Origin of the sequence: Amniculibacterium sp. G2-70 (genome assembly GCF_014353055.1) — a bacterium.
Classification (GTDB): Bacteria; Bacteroidota; Bacteroidia; order Flavobacteriales; family Weeksellaceae; genus Amniculibacterium; species Amniculibacterium aquaticum.
Genome location: NZ_CP060698.1, coordinates 816,458 through 841,015, shown reverse-complemented (window position 1 = coordinate 841,015; position 24,558 = coordinate 816,458). Strand labels below are relative to the sequence as shown.

Sequence of the window (24,558 nt, the reverse complement as noted above, 5' to 3'; positions counted from 1 at the left end):
AAGTGTTATGAAAACTAAGATAATGATTTTGGCTTTTTTTATGCTAATATTCAATGCTTTACAAGCACAGTTTTTAGATAAGTTAATGAAGTCTGCAAAGCGAGAGGCTGAAAGAACGGTTGAGAGAAAAGTAGAGGAAAAATCCAGACGAACTACAGACGATGCCATGGATAAAGTTTTAGGAAATAAGAGTAAGAATTCGAGTTCTGAAGGGGCTTCGTCCAAAAATAAATCGTCAAAAAAAACAAATGGTTTAGAAGATGGAGGGGGTTCTTTGTCTGAAGAAGGAGACAATGCTGTTGGTTTTAAAAGAGGAACAAGGGTGATTTTTCAAGATGATTTTTCTAAAGATGCAATTGGTGATTTTCCTGCAAAATGGAGCACCAACAAAGGAGGTGAGGTGAAAAGCCTTAAAAATATGGGTAAATTTTTAAAAATTTCAGCTGATAATCTGGTTTATCCGGAGCTGACTAAGCCATTGTCTGATAATTTTACAGTAGAGTTTGATTTGGTGTATCCCTCAGCACATCCGTATCGAAGGATGGGGGTGGGATTTGGAAATAAGCCTGAAAAGTTGGATTATTTATTGGGTTCAAAAACTGCTGTGACATTTGATATTATGTCAGCATCAAAAGGAAGTCAAAATTATAATTTGATTTATTATTCCGAGAAATCTTTAGGCTATGGAAAGGAAGAGGTTGATTATGTAGCCCCTTTGGATAAAATCATCAAAATCGCATTTGAAGTCAATGGTAAAAGAATCAGAATGTTTGTCGATGGTAATAAAAAAGTGGATTTACCCACTCAGTTCAAACCTGAATATAGAAAGTCGCTTTTTTTTACTTCAATAACCAGTGGTTGGGCAGAAACAGCAGATGCTTATTTCTATATCGGAAATTTGACAATTGCTGAGACAGGAAAAGATGAAAGAAGTAGCGTATTGAAAGATTTGATGGAAAAAGGAAGCTTCTCGACCACTGCCATATTGTTTGCAACCGGTTCCGATAAAATCCAAAGTGAAAGTACAACAGTGCTCAACCAAATTAAAGACGCATTGAGCCAAGCTCCCGATATGAGAATTAAAATTATTGGGCATACAGACAATGAAGGTGATGATGCTTCTAATCTTGCACTCAGTAAAAAAAGAGCCAATGCAGTAAAAATGAAATTGTCGACTATGGGTATTTCATCCAACCGAATGGAAACCGATGGAAAAGGAGAGTCTGACCCGGTTGCTGAGAATAATTCCGCTTTTGGAAAAGCACAAAATAGAAGGGTTGAATTTGTGAAAATTAATTAAATTATGAAAGCTTTAATTTATATAATGCTCCTTTTTGGAGCATTTCATTTATCGCAAGCTCAAAGTAGGGAACAAAGGAAAAAAGACAGTTTGCGCTTGGATTCTCTTTGTAGGAAAAATGCTTCTTTATGTTCAGAGTATCGGGATCTTGTTGGTAGGGGTTCTGTATTTAGAAATCTGGAAGAGAAAAAGTTGTATCCTAAAGAAACCAATTGTTTTAATAAGAAATTCTATTTTTCAGGACTTATTAACAACAAGCCTGCTTCAGGATGTTATTTTGTAGACACCCATAATGGACTTATTGCCAAGGTTTCAGACTTTAATAAAAGTTGCGGATCGATAGGTGATTTTCAACCTGGATTCGAATTAGAAATTTATTCCATGCAAGGCGATTCCTATAATTATGTTATGGATAAAAAAGGGAATAAACTATTTTATAAAATTCCAGCAATGGAAACTTTATTGGATTATGAAGTAAAATTTGTGATTACCTCTATGGCAAGTATTACACATTTGGCGTTTGAGAAAATTGGTGATCAAAATGTGCCCACTCTTCAATATCATATCAATGGATCTTCGCAAAGAGCCGTGTACTATCTTTTCACATCCGAAATTAAGCCAGAACTAAAAGTGCATAACTACTTAGGAGTATTCGGAACGGGGTATTATGAAGATGAAAATGGAAATACCGTAATATCGATGTTGCTGGACTCAGATCCACAAAATTATATTCGAATTGATAAGATTGTTGATGTTGCTGAATGTTTTGATGGTTCTTCATTTATTGATCAGGTAGAGGAGTCGGCTCGAATTGAAAATGATTTGGCCGAAGAGAAAAAGAAAAAATTGGAAAATCAAGCAGCAAATGCAACTCAATCCCTTTGTGTGGAAAGTCGATTAATTGTAGAATTGGAAAAAAGTATTTTAGAAAAAGAAGAAAAAGCCAATCGATTGGCCAGATCCAATTCCATTAGAACCAATAACCAAGCCTTGATGAATATTTTAGCCGAAGGTGCTGATGTCATTGATCAAGTGATGTTGAAAAAATTAAAATTGAAACTTAAAATTTGTCATATTAACAACAGCTTGAACCGGCCAGGTGATAATCGAAATAAAGAAAAGGCATTGATGAAAAAACAATGTTTATTGGAAGCGGTAAGTAAATTAGGTGTTATGGAATCCGAACTTAGAGCTATAGAAAGGGTTTATGCTTCTAATACAGCTAAAAGTATAGTGGAGAAAAACAGGTACTACTCAGAGAATATTGGCAGGATTGATATGTCTTGCGGAGGTCGATGATAAAGTGAGAGGAATGACGAAAATAGAATAGTTTTCAAGTATGGTTTTCAATTCTTTAGAATTTGTTTATATTTGTTGAAAACAGTTTAAGAATAACAATGCATCATTTTCACTCATTAAAAGCAATAAAAGTAAAAAAAGAAACCAATGATTCTGTGCACATTACTTTGGAAATTCCACAACATCTTCAACATGAATTCCAATTTAAACAAGGGCAATATCTTAATGTTCGGTTTATCATGAACGATGAAGACCTAAGAAGGTCTTATTCTATTGTAAATGCACCATCAGAAGGAAATCATCAACTGGAAATTTTAGTGAAACACCTGGAGGATGGAAAGGTTTCTACTTATCTTAATCAACAACTAAAGGAAGGAGATACGATCGAGGTTTTAGCCCCTCAAGGGCATTTTTTCACCAATTTTCATTCGTCTAATGAGAAAGTATATGTGGGATTAGCTGCTGGTAGTGGCATTTCGCCCATCTTGTCCAACATAAAAGAAGCTCTTTATCAAGAGCCAAATAGCAAGGCGTATTTGTTTTTCAGTAACAAGAGCTGCCAGGATATTATTTTCAAACAACAAATAGATGATTTGGAACAACATTTCAACGGTCGATTGAAAGTTGTCTACCTCCTGTCCAGAGAAAAACATACCGATAATCCATTGTTCGAAGGAAGGATTGGTCCTCAAAAACTAGAAGCTTTGTTGCAGCATTTTCCAGAAATTCCTGCATCGGAAACTACATTTTTCATCTGCGGACCAACCGAGATGATTAAAGAGGTTTCTAATTATCTGAAAAATGATAAAAAAGTCCCATCGTTGCAGGTGATGTATGAGTATTATGCAGCTCCTGATGATGAGGAAAATTCCGAAAGAAGTGAAGAGTTTAAGAAAATACCAAACATCGAAAGTTTTGTAACTTTGATTATTGATGACGATGAGTATTCTATCCACCTCAACTCCAAGAAAGAAAGCATCTTGGACAAAGGGTTAAAAGAAAATTTGCCTTTACCTTTTGCCTGCAAAGGAGGCGTTTGCTGTACTTGTAAAGCTCAAGTCCTGGAAGGAGAAGTGTTTATGGAGAAAAATTTTGCTCTTACTGAAGAAGAAGTAGAAAGAGGAATGGTACTGACCTGTCAATGTCACCCTACAACCAATGTGGTGATGCTGACTTATGATGTATAATTAACAATTTCTAACAATTAAAAACGATTTCATTATGGCACATTGGAAATTCGCATCTATTATCGAAACCGATAAAGAGTACAAAGTAAAAGGAATTAATATTTGGAATCACGATTGGCACTGCTCAGATCGTAACATCGAGGTAATAGAACCTTCTGAAAGAGAAATTTATATTTTCAAAGAGTATTCTATTGCACATAATGATCAAACCGTATATTTCGTAGCCGGAGAGTTTAGCAACGGAAAAATGGGAATTTATCTTAAAGAAGAAACCGACAAAATAATTTAATATTAGTAAAACCATTTTAATGGTTTTGAGATTCAAACTATGGATACAAACAAGTTTTTAGAATATGTACAGGCCGAAAATAAAGTAGAACCAAAGGATGTGATGCCGGAGGATTACAGAAAGCTCCTCGTACGACAAATCTCCCAACACGCCCATTCCGAAGTTGTGGGAATGTTGCCTGAAGCCAATTGGATTACTCGTGCCCCGTCTTTAAGAAGAAAAATGGCTTTGTTGGCTAAAATACAAGACGAAGCCGGTCATGGATTGTATCTTTATGCTGCAACAGAAACCCTTAACGATGGGAGTTTGAATGCAGATAGAGATTCTGTGTACCAAGATATGCTTTCGGGAAAAGCCAAATATTCTTCAATATTTAACTATCCTGCCCTCTCTTGGGCAGATATTGGAGCAATCGGTTGGCTGGTAGATGGCGCAGCTATTATGAACCAAGTGATGTTAATGGGGAATTCTTACGGCCCTTATTCCAGAGCAATGGTAAGGATTTGTAAAGAAGAATCCTTTCATCAAAGGCAAGGCTACGAAATCCTTATGACGCTTTGTCGTGGAACAAAAGAGCAAAAACAACTGGCGCAAGATGCATTGGATAGATTTTGGTGGGCAGCACTCATGATGTTTGGTCCAAACGATGAGGCTTCTCCTAACTCTCAAAAATCCATGAACTATCGTGTGAAAAGGGAAAGTAACGACTCCCTTCGCCAGAGATTTATAGATGTTACCGTACCTCAGGCTGAATTTTTAGGACTAAAAGTACCGGACAAAAATTTGAAATTCAATGAAGAAACCGGTCATTATGAATTTTCTGAACTTCCTTGGGACGAATTTTTGGAAGTGCTAAAAGGAAACGGCCCTTGCAATAAAAAAAGATTGGAAACCAAAAGAAAAGCACAACAAGAAAATGCTTGGGTAAAAGAAGCTGCCGTAGCCTTTGCCAAAAAACAAAACGAAAAAGTATCGTAATTATTTAACTCTAATTCAACAAAATATAATGAGTAATTTAGAAGTTTGGGAAGTATTTATACAAACAAAACCAGGATTGTCCCACAAGCATGCAGGGACTGTACAAGCTGCAACTGCAGAAATGGCTTTGCAAAATGCCAGAGATGTCTATACCAGAAGAATGGAAGGAACCTCTATTTGGGTGGTGCCTAGCAAGTATATCGTAACCAGCGAAGGCGTGGATAAAGAGGCTTTCTTTGACCCTGCAGACGATAAATTGTACAGACATCCTACATTTTATCAGATTCCGAACGATGTGAAAAATATGTAAAATAGACTCGGAATTGATGATTTTAGAAATTTTATTTCTGAAGTATTCGGTTTCAAATCCATAATAAAAATGAAAAACTATATCTTAAAATTGGCCGATGACTCCCTAATCATGGGACAAAGATTGGCGGAATGGTGCGGAAAAGGACCCTATCTGGAAGAGGATATCGCCCTGATCAACATTGCTCTAGACCAGTTGGGACAAGCCAATAATTTATACAATCTTGCGGTTAAGTTTTTTAACGACGGCCGCTCCGTTGATGACTTTGCTATGCTAAGAGCAGAAAAAGAATATCTTAACGCTCAATTGGTAGAAATACCAAATGGAGACTATGCGCAGACCATTCTTAAAGCCTATTTTTTTGCGGTGTATCAAAAAATTCTTTACTCGCAACTTAGCCAGTCTGCAGATGAAGATCTGAAAGCCATCGCCATAAAATCTTTGAAAGAAGTAAAATACCATGTGACTCATACCGAAACTTGGATGAAAGTATTCGCACAAGGAACCGATGAAAGTAAAAGCAGATTGCTTGCCGCAGTAGAAGCCGTTTGGGAATACACAGGTGGATTGTTTGATGAGGTGGATGGCGAGTCCGAATGGGTTGCCTTAGGATTAACACCTTCTTCAAAAGAAATCTATGCCGAATGGAAAGCCCAAATTAAAAACTTCTTCACAATCATAGAAATCGAAATTCCAACAGATCCTTTTATGCAAAAAGGCAGTAGAAAAGGCATTCATACCGAATACTTTGGGTACATTCTTTGCGAATTGCAATACATGCAGAGGACTTATCCGGATTGTGTTTGGTAATATTAAAATCAAATTGTCTTAATTTAACCTCTTCGTTCTTCAAAAAGGAGGGGTTTTATTTTTTTAAATTATTAAAAAGAAGATGTCGAAATACATTCAGCTTCTGAAAAGCATACCCGATCCCGAAATCCCAGTCATTGATATTGTTGAACTCGGTATTGTAAGAATGGTAAATGAGTTGGAAGATAATACCGTAGAGGTGGTCATTACCCCAACTTATTCCGCTTGTCCAGCCATGTTCAATATCGAAGAAGATATTGTAAAATTATTTCAAGAAAATAACATAAAAGTCAAAGTGACAACACAATTGTTTCCTGTTTGGACCACGGATTGGCTCACGGATGAAGCTCGAGAAAAATTGAAAAACTACGGAATTGTACCTCCCGAAAAAGGACATGACGAAAATCATTTGAACATCCCCATTCGTTGCCCAAGGTGCAAATCTACCAATACCAAGATGATCAGCAGGTTCGGATCCACACTTTGCAAAGCTTCATACCAATGCAACGACTGTTTAGAGCCTTTTGACTATTTCAAATGTCATTAAAATTAACTATCTTTATACCAAGATTAAAACCATTTCACTATGTATGTATATTCACAATTTGATGTAGAATCTCATTTTCAAGGAAAACTGAAAATAGCCTATCTTAACCAACCGGAAACCCTCAATGCACTCAATAAAGCATTACTCTTGGAATTGAGAGAGTTTATAGAATTTTATGAGAAAGACCAAGACACCCGTTGTATTGTAATCGCAGGCAAAGGCAAAGCGTTTTGTTCTGGACAAATGTTGGACGAGCAATTGTTGGATCCCAATGTTAATATAGGAAGAGAAGTGCAAAAAATAGTTACCGAATTCTATAATCCTTTGGTCAATGCCATCAATTATTCCAGCAAACCAATTGTTTCTTTGGTGAACGGTTTGGCTGTGGGCGCCGGCGCTGTTTTGGCACTGATTTGCGACTTCTCATTGGTGGCCAAATCCGCGTACTTTTCTTTTGGATTCTCCAATATTGGACTCATCCCCGATACCGGAGGTACTTACTTTCTTCCAAAAATTATGAACAGACAAATGGCGCACTACCTAACTTATACCGGTAAGAAACTTTCTGCCGACGAAGCAAAAGATTTAGGAATTGTTGCTGATGTGTTTTCCGATGAAGATTTTTCTGCAAAATCCATGGAAATGTTAGAAGGTTTGGTAAATATGCCGACCAAAGCTCTTGGGTTAACCAAAAAAGCACTAAGAAAATCGTATCGTTATAGCCTGAAAGAACAATTGGACTTGGAAAGCGTTTATCAAGCCGAAGCCGCAAGATCTGAAGATTTCAAAGAAGGAATCGATGCGTTTTTGGAAAAGAGAAAACCCGTTTTCAAAGGGAAATAATTCAACAATTTCAATGAATAAGCTAAAGATGGTTTTGATTTTTCAAAACTATCTTTTTTTGTATCTTTAGAAACTCAAAAATCAAAAGAAACTTTATCAATAGTGGAAAATAAAATAAAAACCGTAGGGGTCATCGGCTCTGGCACCATGGGCATTGGCATCGTGCAGGTAGCAGCCAGCAACGGTTGTCAGGTTTGCCTTTTCGATGTTAATGAAGAACTTACCCAAAAGTCTTTGCATAACCTTGAAAATACATTACAAAAACTCGCTCAAAAAGAAAAAATATCCTTCCAAGAAGCCGAAGATATTTTTAACAGAATAAAATTCTGTACCGAGCTCTCCGATTTTAAAAATTGCGATTTGGTCATCGAAGCCATTGTCGAAAACAAAGAAATCAAGCAAAAAGTATTTTCAGATTTAGAAAATATCGTTTCAGAAAATTGTGTTTTGGCATCCAACACTTCATCCATATCCATAACATCCATTTCTTCAATACTGAAGCAACCAAGCCGTTTTATCGGGATACACTTCTTCAATCCGGCTCCCATCATGCCTTTGGTAGAGGTTATACCAGGATTGTTAACCCATAATACTTTGGCCGATGAAATGTATAATTTAATGAAATCTTGGGGCAAAGTTCCCGTCATTGCCAAAGACATTCCAGGCTTTATCGTCAACCGAATTGCCCGACCTTATTACGGCGAAGCCCTACGATTGGTCGAAGAAAACATCGCTACTCCCCAGCAAGTAGATCAGGCTATGAAATCTTTGGGCGGCTTTCGTATGGGACCTTTCGAACTAATGGATCTCATCGGTGTCGATGTCAATTTTTCCGTAACCACCACGGTGTACAAGGATTATTTTTACGACCCAAAATACAAACCCAGCCTCCTGCAACAAAGAATGTCCGAAGCCAAATTGCACGGCAGAAAAACCGGAAAAGGATTTTACGATTATTCGGATAATGCCGTAAATCCAACAGCTGAAAAAGACGATGCCTTGTACCAACAGATTTTTATGAGGATCATTTCCATGCTCATCAACGAAGCTGTGGAAGCCAAAAGACTGAAAATCGCCTCCGACCAAGACATAGAGCTTGCCATGCAAAAAGGAGTCAATTATCCAAAAGGACTTTTGGCTTGGGCCAAAGAAATAGGATACGAAAAAATCTCACAAACTTTAGAAAACTTGTACCAAGAATACCAAGAAGAACGATACAGGCAAAGTCCACTTCTTCGTAAATTATAAAATAAACAAAATGAATCCCTTAGAAATAGCAAAATACATGCTCGCCCAAGATCATTTCTCCCAATGGATGGGGGTAGAAATCCTTGAAGCACGCGAAAAATACTGCCTTCTGCAAATGCCCATTCGTACAGAAATGCTCAACGGACTCCGTACGGTACACGGCGGTGTCACATTCTCCTTCGCAGACACAGCATTGGCATTTTCTTCCAACAACACCAACGACGCTTCGGTGGCGCTCAATTGCAACATCAATTTTACAAAAGCCGTTCGCGAAGGCGATGTCCTTTTTGCCGAAAGCATTTTGATATCCGATACCCGAAAAACAGGAATTTATGACATCAAAATCACCAACCAAAACAAAGATCTAATGGCATCCTTCCGAGGGACCGTTTATAAAATTAACAAAAAAGTAACCGAGTTATAATTTTTTTTGGGCACCTATTCCGCCCTCCGTTCCCGCTTTTTATTTTTTTTGCCCATGCAAGTTCCAAACAAAAAAAAATAAAAGAGCTCCACTCAGGTCGGGGTGCAACAAGCTTCACAAAATAACAAGAATATAAAATCAAAAAACAATATGAAACTTAATAACTATACCTACGGACAATGGACCGAAGGAAATAAAGAAGGCACAACGCTCTTCAATTCCGTAACCGGAGAGCAAGTAGCCATCGCAGATACCAGCGGCATCAACTTCAGCCAAGTTCTGGAGTATGGCCGAACCGTTGGCTACAAAAATTTGGCTTCCATGACCTTTTACGATCGTGGCGAAATGCTGAAAAAAGTTGCCCTCTATCTTCTGGAAAGAAAGAAAAAATACTACGAAATTTCCTACAAAACCGGAGCAACACACACCGACTCTTGGGTGGATATCGAAGGCGGATTGGGAACTTTTTTTACCTATTCGGGTTTGGCAAAAAGAATGTTGCCCAACACTCCTTTCTGGGTGGACGGCGATGTGCAGAAAATTTCAGCCAACGGTACGCATTTGGGCACTCATATTTTAACTCCTTCCGAAGGGGTTTCGGTACAGATTAACGCATACAACTTCCCGGTTTGGGGCATGTTGGAGAAACTTTCAACCTCGCTCTTGGCCGGTGTTCCGAGTATTGTAAAACCCGCAACGCCTACTTCGTACCTTACCCATGCGGTTTTCCAAGATATGATTGAGAGTGGCATTTTACCGGAAGGAGCCATTCAACTTATCTGCGGCAGCGCCGGCAATATGCTCGATTTTATGCAAGACGGAGATTCGGTATTGTTTACAGGTTCGGCATCCACCGGAAAAAAACTAAAAGCCATGCCTTCCATTTCAGGAAATGCCGTTAGATTTAACATGGAAGCCGACTCCCTCAATTGTTCTATTTTGGGTAAAGATGCAAAACCCGGCACACCAGAATTCGACTTATTCATCCGTGAGGTGAAAAACGAAATGACCACAAAATCTGGACAAAAATGTACCGCCATCCGTAGAATTATTGTTCCGGAAAACTTAGTGGGCGATGTGCAATCTGCACTTTCTAAAGAATTGGACAAAGTAAAAATAGGAAATCCACTCAACCGAGAAACCCGAATGGGTGCTTTGGCGGGGAAAGACCAATACAACGAGGTGCTGGAAAAAATTAACCTCCTAAAATCCGAAACCGAACTGATCTACGATGGAAAGCACGATTTGATAGATGCCGATTATGAAAATGGCTCCTTCATGACTCCAAAATTATTCCTGAACGACAGTCCTTTTTCTAAAAATATTTCCCACGATGTGGAAGCATTCGGGCCGGTTTCTACCATCATGCCGTACAAAGATGCAGAAGAAGCGGCTGCTCTTGCCAAAAGAGGAAAGGGAAGTTTGGTGGGATCCATCATTTCTCACGATGACCAATTTATCGCCGAAACTTCTTGGAAAATGGCTTCTTCGCACGGTAGAATTTTCGTGCTGAACAGAGACAATGCCAAAGAAAGTACAGGTCACGGTTCTCCATTACCGACTTTGATGCACGGTGGACCGGGAAGAGCCGGTGGTGGCGAGGAAATGGGCGGACTGAACGGTCTGCATTTTTTCCTACAAAAAACAGCCGTTCAAGGTTCTCCGGATGTGCTTACCGCCATTACAAAAATTTACACTCAAGGTGCCGAGAAAAAATATGCAGACAAGCATCCTTTCCAAAAATACTTTGAAGAAGTTGAAGTTGGAGATTCTTTGGAAACTGCCGGTAGAACGGTTACCGATGCCGATATTGTGAATTTTTCCAATGTGTCTTGGGATCATTTCTATGCACACACGGATGCAACTTCACTCAACAATACCATTTTCGACAAAACCGTTGCTCACGGATATTTTATCCTTTCTGCTGCTGCCGGTTTGTTTGTCTCCGGAAAAAAAGGACCGGTAATTGCCAATTATGGTCTAGAAAATTGTTCGTTCTTCAAGCCTGTTTATGCCGGTGATACCATCACGGTATATCTTACGGCAAAAGAAAAAATTAACCGCGGTGTAAAAGGCAGAAACATCCCAAGTGGTGTGGTAAAATGGTTGGTAGAAGTGGTGAACCAAAGAGATGAGGTGGTTTGCGTTGCAACAATTCTAACTTTGGTGGCTAAAAAATCTCCTTTTGTTGATTTCAAAAAAGACAAGATCCAAAAAATTATTAATGGATTGACGGATAACACCCAACCGCTTTGGGGAAAAATGACGGCTCAGCAAATGCTGGAACATTTGGAAGAAACTTTGTTGTACAGTATGGGAAAACCAGAAGTGCAAACTTGCTATACCCCTGAAGAACAATTGGAAAAATTCCAAGATTCTTTGTACACTTTCAGGAAGATGCCAAAAGACTATCCTGCTCCTTTCTTGCCAGAGGATGGCTCTTTACCCGCTTTGAAATACAAAAACTTGGATGCTTCAAAAACAGCTTTCATGACCGCAGTGCAAGAGTTTTTGGTGTATTACAGAGAACATCCACAGGCTGAACATCTGCATTTTGTCTTTGGTAAATTGAATAAAGAAATGATGGAATTGTTCCACAGAAAACATTTCACCCATCATTTCGAACAATTTGGTCTAATCTAAAAATAAATGCTAAAAACCTTGTTGGAGGTTCTTTCGACAAGGTTTTGGTGTTATTCAATGAAAACATTTGGGGAAAAAGTTGTAGCATTCAACAAGAATTTAGAATTTCATGATGAACTACCTGAGGGTTTTGGGGTGCTCAATCCGTATTTGGACAATCCCGAAACTTTGATGGTGATGGAAGCGTTCTACAAAAAATTTTACAACGATCATCAACATCGAAAATTCATCATTGGGATCAATCCCAGCAGGCACGGTGCCGGTGTGACGGGTGTTCCGTTTACCGATACCAAAAGATTGGAGACGGTTTGTGGGATAACGATGAAATCGGCAAGGACGCATGAGGTTTCATCGGTTTTTCTATACGATATGATAGAAGCCTTTGGAGGTCCCGAAAAATTTTATGCAGATTTTTACATCAATTCTCCTTTTCCGTTGGCCATTGTCAGAAAATCCAAAACCGATTGGGTAAATGCCAATTATTACGATGACAAAGAGCTTTTTGCCGCTGTAAAACCCTTCATGATAGAAAGCATTAAAAAGCACATCGCTTTGGGGTTGGAGACGGACACGGTTTATTGTTTGGGAAAAAAGAATGCCGAATTTCTAAAAAAAATTAATCAAGAAGAAAAACTCTTTGGAGCGCTGAAGGTTTTGGATCATCCACGATACATACAACAATACAAATCCAAGGAAAAAGAAATGTATATCGACCGATATCTATTGACACTAACAGGACAGATTTAAAAAATTATAAGAACTAAAAGAAAAATATGGAAGATTTTGTACAATCAGAATTTAAGAATAACATTGCCGAAATTACCTTTGGGACTGCGAAAAGTAACGCTTTGCCGGGAGCAATTTTAGAAAAATTAGCTACCACCATTTTGGAAGAAGGTGCAAAAAAAGAAGTGAAAGCCATTTTGTTGAAATCGGCTGGTGAGAAAGCTTTTTGTGCTGGAGCTAGTTTTGACGAACTTTTGGAAATTGAAGACCTTGAAACTTCTAAAAAATTCTTCGGAGGTTTTGCCAAAGTTTTGAACGCCATGAGAAATTGTGGGAAAATTGTGGTGGTAAGAGTCCAAGGAAAGACCACAGGAGGTGGCGTTGGTATTGCTTGCGGTGCCGATTATTGCTTTGCCACCGAAAGTTCGGCTTTGGCTTTAACCGAGATCAATTTAGGAATTGGCCCTTTTGTGATCGGTCCGTATGTGGAGAGAAAAATTGGGAAATCTCAGTTTTCAGCCATGGCAATCGATGCAGGATTTAGATCTGCAAATTGGGCAGAACAGCACAATATTTATCATTTTGTAGGTAAAGATATTGCAGAAATGGATGCCGAATTGGAAAAATTCATGACGCGATTATCCAGCAGAAGTGAAGATGCTTTGGCGTTAATCAAAAAAGTATCTTGGGAAGGAACGGATCATTTTGATGAACTGATGCCGGCAAGAATACACATGTCAGCGAGTTTGATTTTGGAAGATTCGGCCAAGAAAAACATCACTGCCATCAAGGAAAGGTTGAGAGCGAAATAAAATTTAAAAAGCCCTATTCAGATAAATTTGAATAGGGCTTGTTTTTTATTTTTTAGCTGGAGTTGCTGGTGGTGGTGGAGTAGTTGGAGGGTTTCCTGAGTTGAAGTCCAATAACTCGACATCAAAAATCAGAAGAGCACCAGGAGGGATAACGCCGCCTGCACCGTTATCGCCATAGGCCAAATTAGCAGGGATGTAAAAACGATACTGAGAACCTTTGTTCATCAATTGTATTCCTTCTGTCCATCCTTTTATAACGCCTCCCAAAGCAAATTCAGAAGGTTGTTTTCCTCTGTTGTCTGTGGAGTCGAAAACCGTTCCGTCAGGTAATTTTCCGGTGTAAAGTACTTTTACCAAGTCGGATGCTTTGGGGGTTTCTTTACCGGTTCCTTTTTTGATAACTTCGTATTGCAAGCCAGAAGCCGTCGTTTTTATGGCTGGATTTTTCTTGTTTTTCTCAAGAATTTCTACAGCTTTCTTTTGGTTTTCTTCGGCTTTTACTTTTTGTTCAGCAATTTTTTTATCGTTCATTTTTTTGGAGAACTCCATCATGAAACTGTTCATGCCAGCAGGGTCTAAAAGTTTTTTAGCACCCGTTTGTTGGTCTTTAAAAGCTTGTGCAAAAATTTCAGGGTCAACATTTAATCCTTGGTTTTTGAAGCTTTCGGCAACATTCATACCTAGATAATACGATACTTTTTGGTCATCGGTCATCGTTGCTGGATCAAGAGCTGCAATGTTTGTTTTTTCAGGGGTCTTAGAGTTTTGTGCGCAAGAAATTGCACTAACCATAATGGATAAAACTAGAACGGTCTTTTTCATATATAATATTGGTTAATTTGAATTATTAAAGTGAACAAAAATATTGATTTTTTTTAGATGGTATAAAAAATATTACGATTTTGTTTGGCTGTCCATTACAATGGTGACCGGTCCGTCATTAATCAATGAGACTTTCATATCGGCACCAAAGATTCCGCTTTCTATTTTTAATCCTGATTTTGAAATTTCTTGTTTAAAATAATCAAATAGGGGAATGGCAATATCGGGTTTGGCAGCTCGGATAAAGGAAGGACGGTTTCCTTTTTTGTAGTCGGCAATAAGGGTGAATTGGCTGATGCACAGGATCTCACCGTTGCAATCGAGTGCGGAAAGATTTAGTTTTCCTTTTTCATCACCAAAAACTCTTAGATTAATAATTTTCTGTATGAGCCAATCGGCATCGGTTTTTGTGTCTTTCTCTTCAATGCCTATAAGTAGAGCCAATCCGTGACGGATCTCGCCAACAATTTTTCCATCAACCCTAACTTGCGCTTCGCTTACGCGTTGTATAACGGCCTTCATGTTTTAGTTAAAAATATTTAAAATGTTCGAACTGCTGTCGTAGTTATAATGGTAGGTTTTTGGGGGGACAGAAGAAATGTTCGTCGGTTGACCGGTCAATAAAATCCATTCGGCACCGTCTTTTGGACAAAGGATTTTGATGTTGTCTTTCACTTCCAATGTGGTGCTGCTGTCCGGACAAATGTGTGGCGCATTTCTATCGTAAATTTTGAATCCTGTTGAAGTCCTAACCACAATTAGCCCTCGGGTTCCGGCGCTTTGTTCATTCACATAGATCCATCCACCAACATTTTGCAAAGGATAGTAGGCCGGAAGATTTAGGTTGAGCATAACCTGTATGTTAACCTCCGGGAAACAGCTTACCGTTTCTTGGGTTCTGCTGCAAGAACTGTGGTTTAAGGTGCTGAAAATCAAAAAAAATAAAAAGAATAATGAGGTGCTTAATTTTTTCATTTGAAAATAATTTATATCTTTGTGAAACAAATTGAAACAACAGATACATTGTCCGGCAAATGTCGGATTATTTTTTTATACACACTGAAAATATTTTATTATTATGGCAACTTATGTTACTAATGAAGGTCTGGAAAAAATGAAAGTAGAACTAGAACAATTGGAGCGTGTAGAAAGACCAAAAGTTACCCAGCAAATTGCAGAGGCTAGAGATAAAGGCGACTTGTCGGAAAATGCTGAATACGATGCAGCAAAAGAAGCACAAGGCATGTTGGAAATGAAAATTTCTAAACTGAAGGATATGATCGCCAATTCTAAAGTAATTGATGAAACACAATTGGACACATCAAAGGTTTCCATATTGACCACGGTTCGATTGATGAATAACGCTACCAAAGCCGAGCAAAAATTCACCTTGGTTCCGGATAATGAGAGTGATTTGAAATCGGGTAAAATATCTATTAATACACCAATTGCAAAGGGATTGTTGGGAAAAGCGGTCGGTGAGACGGCTGAGATTTCCTTGCCCAATGGAAATAAACTTTCTTTCGAAGTTTTAGAAATTTTATTGTAAATTCACAAATTGATATGAGCAGCATTTTCACAAAAATTATAAAAGGCGATATTCCTTCTTATAAAATTGCCGAAGACGAAAAGCACTTGGCTTTTTTGGATGCAATGCCTTTGGTTGAAGGGCACACTTTAGTAATCCCAAAACAAGAGGTGGATCTGATTTTTGATTTGGAAAATGAAGATTTTAAAAATTTGTGGGGTTATGCGCAACAAGTAGCGAAAAAATTGCAAAAGACCTATCCCGACAAAAGAATTGCTGTCGCAGTGGTCGGTTTAGAAGTGCCGCATGCTCATATCCATCTGGTGCCTATAGAAAAAATGGCAGATCTTAATTTTGCTAATTCAAGATTGAAATTTAGTGATTCAGAATATGTTGAAATTCAAAATAAGATACTAAATTACTAAAATAAAAACCAGACTAACCTCTGGTTTTTATTGTTAATGGCCTAACGGAAAGATATTTTTTTAATAATTTTGTAGAATAATTGAATCCAGATTCCACGGATTGTGGTGGGTAAATAATAATATCATTAATAATTATATGAATTCAAATCAATGTTCATTTTGTGGACGAAAAAGAAAAGATGTACAAATGCTGGTTTCGGGACAAAATGGCTTTATTTGTGAAAACTGTATAGAGCAAGCGCATTCCATCGTTTTAGAAAACAATTCTAAGTCCGGATTTGCTCCTGCAAAAAGTTTGGCAGATCTAAAGAAACCCAAAGAGATCAAAACTTTTTTAGATCATTATGTTATTGGGCAAGATCAGGCGAAAAAACAATTGTCTATCGCAGTGTATAACCATTACAAAAGATTGTTGCATGCTGCAGATGAAAATAGAGAGGTAGAAATTGAAAAGTCCAACATCATCATGATTGGTGAGACCGGTACAGGTAAAACACTTTTAGCCAAAACCATAGCCAAAGAATTGAATGTTCCGTTTTGTATCGTAGATGCGACCATACTTACAGAAGCGGGTTATGTGGGTGAGGATGTGGAAAGTATTTTGTCCAGACTTTTGATGGTAGCCGACTACGATGTGGAAAAAGCAGAAAAAGGTATTGTTTTCATTGATGAAATTGATAAAATTGCTAGAAAATCGGACAATCCAAGTATAACAAGAGATGTTTCTGGGGAGGGCGTTCAGCAAGGGTTGTTGAAACTTTTGGAAGGAAGCATTGTTAATGTGCCGCCACAAGGAGGAAGGAAGCATCCGGATCAAAAATACATTCAGGTGAATACGCAGAATATTCTGTTTATTGCTGGAGGTGCTTTTGACGGGATCAAAGAAATCATCGAAAGAAGACTGAACAAGCAAGCGATTGGATTTTCTTCTGAAAAAATCAATAAAACCGACGAAGAAGAGTATATTTTAAGTCAGATTAATGCGATAGATCTTCGCTCTTTTGGGTTGATACCGGAACTTTTAGGGCGTTTTCCTATCATTACTTATTTGGATAAACTAACCAAAGAAACGATGGTAAGGATTATGAAAGAACCCAAAAACTCCATTGTTAATCAATTTGTAGAATTGTTCAAAATGGATGGGGTGAAGCTCGAATTTTCTGACGAAGCCATAGAAAAAATTGTAGAAGAAACCATTGAAAAAGGACTTGGAGCAAGAGGATTAAGAGGTACTACTGAAAAAGTATTGGAAGAGTATATGTTCAATATTGATGAAGTAGATGAAATCATTTTAACAAAGGATAATGTGAAAATATGAAAATATTTTTGTGATTTTCAAAAATATGAGTAAATTTGTCAGTGGAATATAGTGTAGTTATTAACACAAATACATATTGAAATGAAAAGAATTTTATTTGCTATCGGTCTTCTGACAATAGGACTGTCAGCTTTAGCACAAGCGCAAGTACTCACCCATGTGGACAAAGCGGGGAAGGTATATGTTGGTAAAGGAGCCTTGTTTTACAACGGTGGAGGTCTTCAATTGAAAGATACAGGTAATTGGGAAAACCATGGAGATGTGATGTTGGTGGGGACAAGTACTGATGTTTTCAAAACATTGGACGCTTCTGGAAACAATCGAGTATATACTACAGGAAGTGGTTATAATGCAGGAGGTGTTTTTGAGAATAAACTGAATACGCCTGCCAATTATGCTTTGCCTAATAACTCATTGCTTCCTGATCAATACACCTACGGACAATTGTATGTTCAAGGATTAACTCAAGCGAATGTGCAAGGGGTTGTTAACCAAGAACATGCCAATGTGAATCACGGTACTTATCAACAGGTAGCAATGCCATTTTTCGGTAAAGAATTGAAATCTTTATCCTCTGGTACTGAATTGAATAAGACTTTTACTGATCAAAGATGGTCGATGAATGAAATTTTGAAGTACAATAATGCCAATGTGGTTTTTGATGGAGCTCCTATTGCAACATTGACATCGGATCCTTCAGCCTACTATATTTTAGGAAATAAAAATACTTCAGTTAATTTTAATAATGTAAAAACCATTGTTGGTAGACCTTATGCGAATAACTCAACTTCTGTTACATTGCAAAACGCGGGTAATGGAATAGTTTGGGGAGCAGGAGGTAATAATATTAATGCCTATAACGAAAAGTACAATACTTATGTTCAAGATGGTTTTGAATTGCAAGCTGCAATTGGAGGAACTGCTTGGCAAGGTAATTACGGTAGAAACTTGTACCAATTTGGTAATCCTTATATGACCAATTTGGATTTGAAAGGACTTTTTGTAAGTGGAGATCCTAATTACATACCCAATATTTACGGAATTCGTTTAGAACAATCAGAAGGAACAGTTTCCTATTCTCCAAGTGTAGGTGGTGGTTCTGGTTTGTTTAAATTTGTAACTTGGAGTGGATCTTCATTGGTTGGAGACTCCGATTGGGCAGTTATTAGACCGATGAGTGTTTTTTCTATTAAATTAAAAAATAACAATGCGGGTTCTTCTATTAATTTTGATAATTTAAGAAGATTCGGATATCTACCTAGAACGGCATCAACTTATGATGTTACTGCATCCAGAACAAATAATCCTGGAACAACTAAAGAGTTGGCGGTTACTGCCCTTGATGAATTTGGGAAAGAAATCGGAAGAACTTACTATGTGGTGACTCCCAATGCGGTTACCGGACACTCGAGTAATACGACAATGCAGGTTGCCGCAGCAAGTACTAATGTAATTGGAACTTTTGAAGAAGATCCTGTAAATGGAGGTTACGACTTGAATTATACCAGTGCTTATTGGTTGTATATCAACGAAGCAAATGAACTTAATTTTACGGGGAAAGCAATTCCAATGGCCTTGTACGGTTCATTAGTGAAATCACTTAGGTTTTGGGTAAAAGAAGAAGGTCAATACATTCCAATGGGTTCATCTTTATTGTCTACCGGTTTAGCGTTTTATTATAAATTAGAAAATGGTACGGCACAGCAAATTACACAAGGTCAAACAATACCTGTAACGGTTAACCCTACCATAGGAAGCGATGTTAGTTTGTACTACGGAGCACCGACAAGTTCGCTAGCAGTAAATGATGCTGATGTTAAGCACTCAAGAACTAAAGTAATTTATAACCCTGAAATTGATAACTTTATTGTGAGATTTGACCCAAGTTGGAAAACTGCGGATGTTAAAGTGTATGATATGAGTGGTAAATTGGTAATTACTTCTAATAAAGTTAATGCAAATAAAGATTTTGTTATTGAATTGGCAAGAGGAAATAAAGCATATGTTGTTTCCGTAATATCTGAGAGTGGAGTAAAAGTAAATGCGAAAATAATAAGATAAAATACCATTATGATGAAAAAAATATTTAATAAACTATTTCTTAGTTTACTGGCTATAGTATTTTGTGTTGACTTTTATAAAGCACCACCACCACCACCATCAGGGGGGGGCGGTCCGACAACACCAGGTGCACCAGCATCGCCGATTGATATGTATTTGTTAATTCTAGGATTTGTTGCTTTTGTTCTAATCTTAGTTTTTACCAAACGAATGAAAATTAATAAAGCATAAAGTTTGTTAATTCTATTATAAAACCCATAGTTTACTGTGGGTTTTTTTATATTTACAAATTAGAAAATTAAGTATTAAAAATGAAAAGAAAAATATTTACGGGATTATTTGGATTAATGAGTTTGACACTATTTTCTCAGTTTAAAGTGGATGTCAAAGCACCAGAGAAGTTTTCTGCTAAAGAAGCTATATTGTACACGCTTAGTGGGTCTAAGGATGTTATTGTTGGTAAAACCATAAAAAAGAATAATCAATGGTCTTTTTCTGTGCCACAAGCATATACAGGAATGCTCAAAGTATATTTCCCTGAAGTAAATGCCTCTTTAAACATGATCTCTGAAAACAAGAATGTTGATTTAAATTTTGATTCGGATCAGCAAAAAATAAAACAGGTATTTTATAATGATGCGTCTAACAAACTGATGGATCAAGTACAAGAAGTTGAACAGAAAAGAGAAATTATACTTCCGGCTTTATATCAAATGGGAGAGTATTATACCCAAAAATCAGATTTTAAAACGGCAATAGACAAGGAAATAAACCGTCTTAATGGTAAAATGGATATAGATGCTGCTTCCCACCCTTTTGTAGCGTATTATAATACTAATTATCATAAATATGTACTTAAAGATCCAGCGGGTAAAATAAATTCTCAAGATGATCTGGCGCATTTTATAATAAACTCAAGTGATTATCTCGAAAGTTCATCGTTGCTAAGGCCAATTTTACTGTTGTTTCTTAATTCCGGTTCTAAAACCAATGTGGACTCAGCTATAGACAAACTGCTTTTAAAATTAAATGTAGAAACAACTAGAGGTCAGGTGGTGTTATCAGAATTGATCGATCTGTTTGATGTGTACGGGATGTCGGCTCTAAAGGAAAAGTACCTCACACAAGCTGCAAATCTTAAGTGTACCATAACCGACCGGTTGGCGACGACTTTAAAACTCAATAAAAATACAGAGATGGGTGCTGTGTTTCCAGATTATGTTTTTCAAAATACACTAAATTCTAATGAGAAATCTTTGCATCAAGTTAAAGCAAAGCATAAAGTAATCGTTTTTTGGTCATCGACTTGCTCGCATTGTGAGACGGAATTGCCAGTTTTATATGCAGAGTATAATAATTTGAAAAAAATGAATATCGAAGTTATCGCTTTTTCATTAGATGCTGATAAAGCGGTGTATTTGCAAAAAGCTTCTGTGTTTCCATGGGTAAATACTTCAGAACTAAAAGGTTGGAATAGCGAATTTGTACAAACCTATAATGTGCATGCAACGCCAACATTCTTCATTCTGGATGAAAATAATAAGATTGTTGATAAACCTGACCATGTTCAGGATGTTTTGAAGTATTTTAATTTAAAAAAAGCTTTGTAGGTTAAAAAAAAGTTTCTATATTTGCACCACTCAAAACCGAGGCGAGGTAGCTCAGTTGGTTAGAGCGCAGGATTCATAACCCTGAGGTCACGGGTTCAATTCCCGTCTTCGCTACAAAGGACTTCCTATATTTAGGAAGTCTTTTTTTTGTTTCTTATTTTGATGAATATCGACCAAGTTTCAGTACCAGGTATTCGAATAGTCGTTCTACAGTACTTCCTATTTTTTGGTAATGTGAAAATTTAATTCTTTGTGTAAAAACGAAATGAAATTTGCAGATCATGTTTATAAAATACTATTTTTCTTACTTGTGATATTCTTATGCTTATTTTATACTCGTTGAGGGAGGTTAAATAATGAGTCTATTCTAAATTATTCGTGTTTTGATGAAAATAGTACGGTCTGAGCTTTTGTGTTCTGAATCATATGTTCCTAATTATTTATTTTTTCTTTGAATATTTTTGATAAAACTATTTGTTTTGTTCATTATTTCTTTTATATTTGCTGTAGTCAAATGGGGATAGTTAAATATTTCCAGACTATAAATTTTTTTTCATCATTTGTGTTTTGGAATCGCGTTGTGAAACGTGATTCTTTTTTTATTTAATTTTATCAAAAAAATATAATACCTCTTAATTGAGGTTTTAATGAATTATTTCAAATGAAAAAAGATAATTAGTTTGAATAGTTCTGTCATAAGGATGAAAAAGTCTTAATTAAGAAAATGCTATAATTTTCATTCATATTTTTTATTTGGAAGATATGAATATATGTTGTAATTTTGGAGTGCTTTAAAGCTATTGTTCTTAAAGCAATAAATTTTTTTTTCATCATTTGTGTTTTTGGAACTGCGTTGTGAAACGCAGTTCTTTTGTTTCGTACCTGATGAAGAGTTCTATGAAGTACGAATAACTAATGCTTCCATCTTGTTGATTGCTTTTTAGAAACCAGTCATTGGTGATGTAAAATACAGTGTTTAATAAGCCTTCATGCTTTTTATAGAACGCTTTTTCTTCCATAAAATCTTTCTCTAGCCCAACAGGAAATTCAGATACCATTTTCTTTACATACTCCGGGTCGTAATTTTGTAGATGAATTAATAGGTTTTTCAGAACAAAATAATGGGTGCTGTACCTCAGTTCATTGTTTTGGCTGTTTTTTCCCATTAAAAATGCTGCAAAATTGGCTTCTTCTTCTCTTGCAATACCAAGCTGATGTGCGCTTTCATGGGACAGGGTAAAAGGGATTTGTGTGTCTGGGATATTGTTATTGAACTGCGCCTCGGCGGTAAAAGGATTGTAATAACCCAAAATACCGGTATAGCTCATGAAATCTGCAAATAGACTGGGTTTTATACTTTTTACTTCCGTAGTTGATAGGTTGATTAATTTTTTTGGAATTGATTTTTGTGAGTTTAATATCTCTTTTTTTATAGAGTCTATATTTTTAATTTTAAAAACTCCAGCATGGTTCTCGTGGATCAAGGCTCGATCGGCAATGCATTTATTAAAATATATTTCAGTTAATCTTTTTATGTCATTCAAGTTGCTTTTACCTTCAGGCAGTTTTTCAATAATCGGTGGTTGAAAATACAACAAGCCCCAAATGAGTTGATAGGTGAGGTAGCAGATGTTCAATAAAATACAAATCTGTTTGAAGGATTTCTTTCTATTTTTAAATGACTTTATGAAGATGCCCAGAATGTATACTCCTAAAATGATGTAAAATACATCTCCGATGGAGAAAGGGATCCATGAAAATATCTTCTGATGGACGGCCTTTTGCCATTCAAAAAAATAAATGTGAAAACTTAATAATTTTTGACTTTTCGATATGAAGTAAAAGAAACAAATTTGGGCAAGTAAAAGACCTGCCCAAATTAATGTATTGTATTTAAAATATGTGTTTTTAATGTCCATTTTTTACGCTGGCATTTTCTAATTCTATTCCTTGTTTTTTTAAGATTTTTGTAACCTGTATGGCGTAAAATGCGAGGTAAGCAAAACAAATAACCCCAACAATATAAGAAAAATGTATGCTGGTTGCATCGGCTATCGTTCCTTGTAGCCAAGAGATAAACCCACCTCCCATAATCATCATAATCAACAATCCGGATCCTTGGTTGGTGTGTTTTCCTAATCCGTTAATGGCCAAAGCAAAAATACAAGGCCAAAGTGTAGAACAGAAAAGCCCAACGCTGGTAAATGCATATACGGAAGTCATGCCGCTGCTCATCATTCCAATAATCAGTGCTGTAATGCCGGCAATCGAAAATATAAGCAACATTCTTGCTGGGTTGCCCTTGCTTAAGATGTCGCAAATAATAATGGCTAAAATAATCCATCCGTACACATAAAAATGAGACAAATCGTGCTTTGCAATGGCATTAACCAATAAAAACACTGAAAAAGCCAAGTACGGAGCTAGAAATCTTAAAACTTTTTTTAGATTTAAACTGAAATCGAAAGCTTCAACGGCTCCTGTCCATCGGCCAATCATCAAAGAAGCCCAATATAAAGATACGAAAGGAGCAATCTCTTTGGTTTCGAATCCCAAACTGTTCTCCATATATGCCGGTAGGTTACTGGCTGTTGATACTTCAACACCAACATAAAGGAATATGGCAATCATCCCTAAAATTAATTGCGGATACTGAAGTGCCGAGGTTTTGTGATGTCCTTCTTCTTTGTCGTCTGTATTTTCCAAATTGGTTGGCGTTACGGCAGGAAGTGAGGAGAATTTTAATAAAATTGCAACCAAAATAAAGGCAACTCCAAGAATTAGATACGGGATTTTTACCGATTCTATACTGGCTTCTGTGTTGCTGGCAGTTGCAGATCCAAAGATTGCAAAAGACACAATTAACGGTCCAATTGTCGTTCCAAGATTGTTAATTCCTCCGGCCATGGTCAATCGCTGTGAGCCGGTTTCTTTTGGACCAACCTCTATGGAAAGAGGGTTGGCGACAATTTGTTGTAATGAAAATCCTAGGCCAACTATAAAAAGTCCGGTAATCATTAAGACGAACGATCCCATATTGGCTGCAGGATAAAACAACAAAGTCCCGGATGCGGAGATCAGCAAACCGTAGATTAACCCGTTTTTGTAACCGATTTTGTTGATCAAATCTTGTTTGATGCCTTTTGAAATAAACATATAGATGAGTGAACCTACCGTATAAGCAATGTAGAAGGCCAAAGATACCAATTGGCTCTGCCCTTGGCTGAGATTGAACTCTTTTTTGAAAACCGGAATTAAAATATCGTTACTGGCTGCAACAAATCCCCAAAAGAAAAAAACCGTAACAAGAGGTATGAATTGCCCCCAATTGGTTTGCTTAGAATAATCTGACATGTTTATTGTTTAATTTAATGTTAT

Annotated in this window: 25 protein-coding genes and 1 tRNA gene; 21 read left to right on the top strand and 5 right to left on the bottom strand. The window is 37.1% G+C overall.

Annotated elements, in window-relative coordinates:
* Window positions 1-7: 7 nt before the first annotated feature.
* The 14 genes from H9Q20_RS03845 (at window position 8) to H9Q20_RS03780 (ending at window position 13,416) form a co-directional block, all read left to right on the top strand.
* A complete protein-coding gene (locus H9Q20_RS03845) occupies window positions 8-1,300 on the top strand; it encodes an OmpA family protein (RefSeq protein WP_187478337.1) in 1,293 nt (430 codons plus the stop codon).
* Window positions 1,301-1,303: 3 nt separating this feature from the next.
* Window positions 1,304-2,599: a hypothetical protein gene (locus H9Q20_RS03840; protein ID WP_124641535.1), complete on the top strand. Its 1,296-nt coding sequence runs from the start codon at window positions 1,304-1,306 to the stop codon at window positions 2,597-2,599.
* Window positions 2,600-2,697: 98 nt separating this feature from the next.
* The gene (locus H9Q20_RS03835) at window positions 2,698-3,786 is read left to right on the top strand and encodes an FAD-binding oxidoreductase (RefSeq protein ID WP_124641533.1); all 1,089 of its coding nucleotides are present in this window, start codon (window positions 2,698-2,700) and stop codon (window positions 3,784-3,786) included.
* Window positions 3,787-3,820: 34 nt separating this feature from the next.
* Window positions 3,821-4,075, top strand: a complete 255-nt coding sequence (locus tag H9Q20_RS03830; RefSeq protein ID WP_124641531.1) for a hypothetical protein — start codon at window positions 3,821-3,823, stop codon at window positions 4,073-4,075.
* Between the two features lie 39 nt (window positions 4,076-4,114).
* Window positions 4,115-5,053: a 1,2-phenylacetyl-CoA epoxidase subunit PaaA gene (paaA, locus tag H9Q20_RS03825; protein ID WP_187478336.1), complete on the top strand. Its 939-nt coding sequence runs from the start codon at window positions 4,115-4,117 to the stop codon at window positions 5,051-5,053.
* Window positions 5,054-5,081: 28 nt separating this feature from the next.
* Window positions 5,082-5,363 (top strand): 1,2-phenylacetyl-CoA epoxidase subunit PaaB, encoded by a 282-nt coding sequence (gene paaB, locus H9Q20_RS03820; RefSeq protein ID WP_124641527.1) that lies wholly within the window; start codon window positions 5,082-5,084, stop codon window positions 5,361-5,363.
* 69 nt (window positions 5,364-5,432) lie between these two features.
* Window positions 5,433-6,173 carry a 1,2-phenylacetyl-CoA epoxidase subunit PaaC gene (paaC, locus tag H9Q20_RS03815; protein WP_187478335.1) on the top strand — a complete coding sequence of 247 codons (741 nt, stop codon included), beginning with the start codon at window positions 5,433-5,435 and terminating at the stop codon, window positions 6,171-6,173.
* Window positions 6,174-6,255: 82 nt separating this feature from the next.
* Complete coding sequence (paaD, locus tag H9Q20_RS03810; RefSeq protein ID WP_187478334.1) at window positions 6,256-6,720, top strand: 1,2-phenylacetyl-CoA epoxidase subunit PaaD; 465 nt, start codon at window positions 6,256-6,258, stop codon at window positions 6,718-6,720.
* 39 nt (window positions 6,721-6,759) lie between these two features.
* Entirely contained in the window at window positions 6,760-7,563 is an 804-nt protein-coding gene (locus tag H9Q20_RS03805) for an enoyl-CoA hydratase-related protein (RefSeq protein ID WP_124641520.1), read from the top strand.
* Between the two features lie 147 nt (window positions 7,564-7,710).
* Window positions 7,711-8,811 carry a 3-hydroxyacyl-CoA dehydrogenase NAD-binding domain-containing protein gene (locus H9Q20_RS03800; protein WP_262385593.1) on the top strand — a complete coding sequence of 367 codons (1,101 nt, stop codon included), beginning with the start codon at window positions 7,711-7,713 and terminating at the stop codon, window positions 8,809-8,811.
* Between the two features lie 10 nt (window positions 8,812-8,821).
* The gene (locus H9Q20_RS03795) at window positions 8,822-9,235 is read left to right on the top strand and encodes a PaaI family thioesterase (RefSeq protein ID WP_124641518.1); all 414 of its coding nucleotides are present in this window, start codon (window positions 8,822-8,824) and stop codon (window positions 9,233-9,235) included.
* A 150-nt stretch (window positions 9,236-9,385) separates the two neighbouring features.
* A complete protein-coding gene (gene paaZ / locus H9Q20_RS03790) occupies window positions 9,386-11,878 on the top strand; it encodes a phenylacetic acid degradation bifunctional protein PaaZ (RefSeq protein ID WP_124641516.1) in 2,493 nt (830 codons plus the stop codon).
* A gap of 57 nt (window positions 11,879-11,935) precedes the next feature.
* Window positions 11,936-12,625 carry an SMUG2 DNA glycosylase family protein gene (locus H9Q20_RS03785; RefSeq protein WP_124641514.1) on the top strand — a complete coding sequence of 230 codons (690 nt, stop codon included), beginning with the start codon at window positions 11,936-11,938 and terminating at the stop codon, window positions 12,623-12,625.
* A 26-nt stretch (window positions 12,626-12,651) separates the two neighbouring features.
* Window positions 12,652-13,416, top strand: coding sequence for an enoyl-CoA hydratase/isomerase family protein (locus H9Q20_RS03780; protein WP_124641512.1), 765 nt, complete (start codon window positions 12,652-12,654; stop codon window positions 13,414-13,416).
* 45 nt (window positions 13,417-13,461) lie between these two features.
* Here H9Q20_RS03780 and H9Q20_RS03775 read toward each other — a convergent pair whose 3' ends face one another.
* The 3 genes from H9Q20_RS03775 to H9Q20_RS03765 form a co-directional block, all read right to left on the bottom strand.
* Entirely contained in the window at window positions 13,462-14,238 is a 777-nt protein-coding gene (locus H9Q20_RS03775; RefSeq protein ID WP_124641510.1) for an FKBP-type peptidyl-prolyl cis-trans isomerase, read from the bottom strand.
* A 72-nt stretch (window positions 14,239-14,310) separates the two neighbouring features.
* Window positions 14,311-14,760 carry a D-aminoacyl-tRNA deacylase gene (gene dtd / locus H9Q20_RS03770; protein WP_187478333.1) on the bottom strand — a complete coding sequence of 150 codons (450 nt, stop codon included), beginning with the start codon at window positions 14,758-14,760 and terminating at the stop codon, window positions 14,311-14,313.
* 3 nt (window positions 14,761-14,763) lie between these two features.
* Window positions 14,764-15,213: a hypothetical protein gene (locus tag H9Q20_RS03765; protein WP_124641506.1), complete on the bottom strand. Its 450-nt coding sequence runs from the start codon at window positions 15,211-15,213 to the stop codon at window positions 14,764-14,766.
* Window positions 15,214-15,316: 103 nt separating this feature from the next.
* On the opposite strand from H9Q20_RS03765, the gene greA reads away from it, so the two are divergent.
* The 7 genes from greA to H9Q20_RS03730 all read left to right on the top strand — a co-directional run bounded on the left by greA (window position 15,317) and on the right by H9Q20_RS03730 (window position 21,294).
* Complete coding sequence (greA, locus tag H9Q20_RS03760; protein ID WP_124641504.1) at window positions 15,317-15,787, top strand: transcription elongation factor GreA; 471 nt, start codon at window positions 15,317-15,319, stop codon at window positions 15,785-15,787.
* Window positions 15,788-15,801: 14 nt separating this feature from the next.
* Complete coding sequence (locus tag H9Q20_RS03755) at window positions 15,802-16,191, top strand: HIT family protein (RefSeq protein ID WP_124641501.1); 390 nt, start codon at window positions 15,802-15,804, stop codon at window positions 16,189-16,191.
* A 136-nt stretch (window positions 16,192-16,327) separates the two neighbouring features.
* Entirely contained in the window at window positions 16,328-17,509 is a 1,182-nt protein-coding gene (gene clpX / locus H9Q20_RS03750) for an ATP-dependent Clp protease ATP-binding subunit ClpX (protein WP_124641499.1), read from the top strand.
* A gap of 81 nt (window positions 17,510-17,590) precedes the next feature.
* Complete coding sequence (locus H9Q20_RS03745; protein ID WP_187478332.1) at window positions 17,591-19,570, top strand: T9SS type A sorting domain-containing protein; 1,980 nt, start codon at window positions 17,591-17,593, stop codon at window positions 19,568-19,570.
* A 9-nt stretch (window positions 19,571-19,579) separates the two neighbouring features.
* Window positions 19,580-19,801: a signal peptidase gene (locus tag H9Q20_RS03740; RefSeq protein WP_124641495.1), complete on the top strand. Its 222-nt coding sequence runs from the start codon at window positions 19,580-19,582 to the stop codon at window positions 19,799-19,801.
* A gap of 80 nt (window positions 19,802-19,881) precedes the next feature.
* Window positions 19,882-21,180, top strand: coding sequence for a peroxiredoxin family protein (locus H9Q20_RS03735; protein ID WP_124641493.1), 1,299 nt, complete (start codon window positions 19,882-19,884; stop codon window positions 21,178-21,180).
* A 40-nt stretch (window positions 21,181-21,220) separates the two neighbouring features.
* A tRNA-Met gene (locus tag H9Q20_RS03730) sits at window positions 21,221-21,294 on the top strand.
* A gap of 716 nt (window positions 21,295-22,010) precedes the next feature.
* On the opposite strand, the gene H9Q20_RS03725 is transcribed toward H9Q20_RS03730, so the two are convergent.
* Window positions 22,011-23,099: a DUF3810 domain-containing protein gene (locus tag H9Q20_RS03725; protein ID WP_187478331.1), complete on the bottom strand. Its 1,089-nt coding sequence runs from the start codon at window positions 23,097-23,099 to the stop codon at window positions 22,011-22,013.
* The gene (locus tag H9Q20_RS03720) at window positions 23,089-24,534 is read right to left on the bottom strand and encodes an MFS transporter (protein WP_187478330.1); all 1,446 of its coding nucleotides are present in this window, start codon (window positions 24,532-24,534) and stop codon (window positions 23,089-23,091) included. Before H9Q20_RS03720 ends, H9Q20_RS03725 begins: the two co-directional genes overlap by 11 nt.
* Between the last annotated feature and the right edge of the window lie 24 nt (window positions 24,535-24,558).